We start from the raw sequence: 3,205 nt of genomic DNA, 5'->3' as shown, positions 1-3,205 counted from the left end.
TGATCGAGACGACCGGCACGTTCAGCGCGCGGCCGACCGCCTCGATGACCTCGCGCATGGGGACGCCCTCCTCGCCGTCGGCGTGGTAGATCGCGTCGGCCGCACCCTTCTCCAGGGCGAGCCGATAGAGGCGGACGACATCCGATCGATGCGCCGCGGCCCAGCGCTCGGCAAGCCGGTAAAGTCACAAATTCGGTGACAGTGCATAAAACTCTCCGCGCCAAGGGCCCGAGTCCCGGTTGACGCTACGATGGAAAGCACTTGCCGAACGCCGCCATCAGGCGGACCGGGCCTTTCAGCCGCAGCGAGCGGGTGAGGACCAGGCGTGCGACCGAGATCTCCTTGGCGAGGAAGCGCAGCCACGCCTTGGCGTCGGCGGTGATGCGGAGGTCGGCCTTGCCGACATGGCCCGGCTGCACGGTCAGCCGGCGGTCGCGGATGGTGACGGTGGCTTCGGCCGTCTCTTGGCCGGTGAAGGTGAAGTGATAGATCGCATCCAGGCCTTTGGACTTGCCGGGCTGAAAGGTCAGCGGCATGCCCTGGAGGAAGCCGCGGATCGAGGTCGCACGGACGCTCGCCCGCACGAAGCGGATCGTCTTGTGCTGAAAGCGCCGCGCGACGTAGTCGGCGGCGTCGCTGCCGGGCACGACATAGACCGGCTCGGTCCTGCGCGTCAGCGGCTCCAGCACGTCTGCGACGTGCTGCTTGCGGTCGGCGAGATAGGGGCCGATGACGTCGTGGCCGGCGGGGCAGACGGCGAGGCAATAGGCGGCGTTGTAGTTCGGCCCGTAGGACAGGCTCTGCCAGCGCGTCACCGTCTCGGCGTAGCTCACGCGGCTGCGGAGATCGCTGGCCGAGCGCGACTCGGCGATGTCCTCGACGAAGTTGACGAAGCCGCCCATAAATTGCTGATAATTGTGGGTGAGGCAGGCGGAGAAGTCGAAGGCTCCGTCGGGCTTGATCGCCCCGACCGGACAGGCGGCGACGCACAGCTTGCATTCGAGGCATGGATTGTGGTCGAGCGGAGCAGCGACCGCATCGACCTCGGCAGCGATCAACACCGTGCCGAGCAGGATGAAGCTGCCGAAGCGCGGATGGATGACGCTGCGATGGATACCCATGCGGCCGAGCCCGGCGGCCTCGGCGGCGCGCTTGTGCGACACGATCCAGCCGCGCTCCGGAAAACGGTCCATCTCCATCGGAAACGCCATCGCCGGATTGAGCGCGCGGATGCCGCGGTCCTCCAGCACGCGGACGATGCCGCGCGCGACCTCGTCGATGTGGTCGCCCGACCGGTGAAATTCGAGATTGGCGACCGAGCGCGCCGGCGAGCGGACCGGCTCGCGATGCATCCGTCCGACCAGCACCAAGAGCGTGCGCGTCTTGGGAAAGGCTGCGAGAATATGCGGCCGATCCTCGGCAAGGCCGGGATCGTCGATCGAGGCAAGGCCGCAATCATCGGCGCCGCAGGTGCGCGCAAGATCGAGCAGTTCCGATGCCGAAAGCCGCGACGGCGGAGGCGATGGGACGGCGACGGGGGACGGCGTGTCGGTTATCATGGCAGCGCACTCCGGGCTTCGGGAGGGATCGGCTCACGCCGCCTGCGTCATGCCGGCCATCACGCGTGCCAGCATCGCGGCACGGGCCGAGCGCGGCAGCAGCATCAGGCTCGCCTCCAGGGCCTTGGCGAGGAAGCCGGGCCGCACCGTGGTGCGACGTCCGAGCATGTTGAGCGTGCCGACGGCGACCTCGTCCGGTGTCTGGCCGCTGCGGATCGTCATGTGGGCGCGCTGGCCGAAGCCGCTCATCACCGGCCCCGGCGCCGAGGCCAGCACGTCGACGCCGAACGGCTTGAGCTCCGGCGCGAGACCTTCGGCGAGACTCTGCACGAAGGCCTTGGTCGCCGCGTAGTTGGCGGCCCGCGGGACGCCCTGGAAGGCGACGAGCGAGCTCATCAGCACGATGCCGCCGCGGCGGCGCGCGGCGAAGCGGCGCCCGAACAGATGCGTGAGCTGCGCCAGCGCGCGGCAATTGACATCGATCATGTTCAGCTCGGCTGCGAGATCGCCGTCGACGAACGGCCCCGAAGTGCCGAAGCCGGCGGCCGCGACCAGCAGGCCGACATCGAGATCAGCGGTCTCTCGCGCGATCCGGTCGACATCGTCCGGCACCGAGAGATCGGCTGTGATCACGACCGGGCGGATGGGCGTGCGCGGTTCGAGCTCGGCGGCGAGCGCCTCCAGCACGGCGCGGCGCCGCGCGACCAGTACGAGGCCGAAGCCGGCCTCCGCCAGTTGCATAGCCACCGCGCGGCCGATCCCATCGGAGGCGCCGGTCACGACCGCATAGGTGCCATAGGCCCGGCGGAGGCGCTCGGCCTCGGTCAGGGGACGCAGGGATGGGCTGGTCATGGTCAGCTCCTATTTAGATTTCGATCGAACTCTAATTGCAAAGATGTCGAACGACCGCTAAATTGTCAAGCGACACGAGACAGGTTCGATCACATGCGCAAGACCAGGGAACAAACAGCTGAGAGCAAAGCGAAAATCGTCGATACGGCGGCGCGCCTGCTGCGCGAGCGCGGAGTTGCGGGGGCCAGCATCGCTGACGTGATGGCCGCCGCCGGCATGACGCAGGGCGGCTTCTACCGGCACTTCGCGTCGAAGAACGACATGCTCGCTGCCGCCACGCGGCACGCCTTCGCCGCGATGGCCGGCGGCATCGACCGCGACATGGACACAGGCGGCGCCGAAGCGGCGCTCGCCGCCTACGTGGCGCGCTACCTGTCGCGCGAGCACATCGCCCATCCCGGGATGGGCTGTCCCGCGGCGGGCTTCGGTGCCGACGCCGGGCGGATGCCGGACGTGCTCGGCACGGAATTCACCGACGGCGCCGAGCAGTTGATCACGCGCGTTGCTGCCGGCCTGATTGCGCGCGGCGTTGCAGAGCATGACGCGCGCGCGGAAGCGATCCGCACACTGACGATGCTGATCGGTACTGTGGTCATGGCCCGCGCGCTCGGCGCCTCGCCGCTACAGGACGAAGTCATCGCGGCCGCGACGGCGGCGCTTGCAACGGATTGAACTCGACTGCGCAACTCCGGTGACAAGCATGAAATTTGAGACGATCCGCTCCAGGCAATCCTTCAACTCCGAGAGCTCGGCTTGAAGTAGTCCGGCTGGCCGATGTCGGCGATCAGGCCGAT

The 3,205-nt window shown here is 68.2% G+C and carries 4 protein-coding genes; 2 read left to right on the top strand and 2 right to left on the bottom strand.

The features are described from left to right. Positions 1–199, top strand: a 199-nt coding sequence (locus tag ACQR10_RS32615) for a hypothetical protein (RefSeq protein ID WP_316218926.1), incomplete at its 5' end; no start/stop codon positions are given. Positions 200–245: 46 nt separating this feature from the next. Here ACQR10_RS32615 and ACQR10_RS32610 read toward each other — a convergent pair. After that, positions 246–1,559, bottom strand: a complete 1,314-nt coding sequence (locus ACQR10_RS32610) for an SCP2 sterol-binding domain-containing protein (RefSeq protein WP_316218927.1) — start codon at positions 1,557–1,559, stop codon at positions 246–248. 33 nt (positions 1,560–1,592) lie between these two features. Next, positions 1,593–2,411 (bottom strand): SDR family NAD(P)-dependent oxidoreductase, encoded by an 819-nt coding sequence (locus ACQR10_RS32605; protein WP_434912204.1) that lies wholly within the window; start codon positions 2,409–2,411, stop codon positions 1,593–1,595. A 93-nt stretch (positions 2,412–2,504) separates the two neighbouring features. On the opposite strand from ACQR10_RS32605, the gene ACQR10_RS32600 reads away from it, so the two are divergent. Further along, positions 2,505–3,083, top strand: coding sequence for a TetR/AcrR family transcriptional regulator (locus ACQR10_RS32600; RefSeq protein ID WP_316218929.1), 579 nt, complete (start codon positions 2,505–2,507; stop codon positions 3,081–3,083). The last annotated feature ends 122 nt before the right edge of the window (positions 3,084–3,205 follow it).

It is taken from the genome of Bradyrhizobium sp. HKCCYLRH2060, assembly GCF_051168135.1.
GTDB lineage: Bacteria > Pseudomonadota > Alphaproteobacteria > Rhizobiales > Xanthobacteraceae > Bradyrhizobium.
This window is presented reverse-complemented; position numbering and strand designations above follow the sequence as displayed.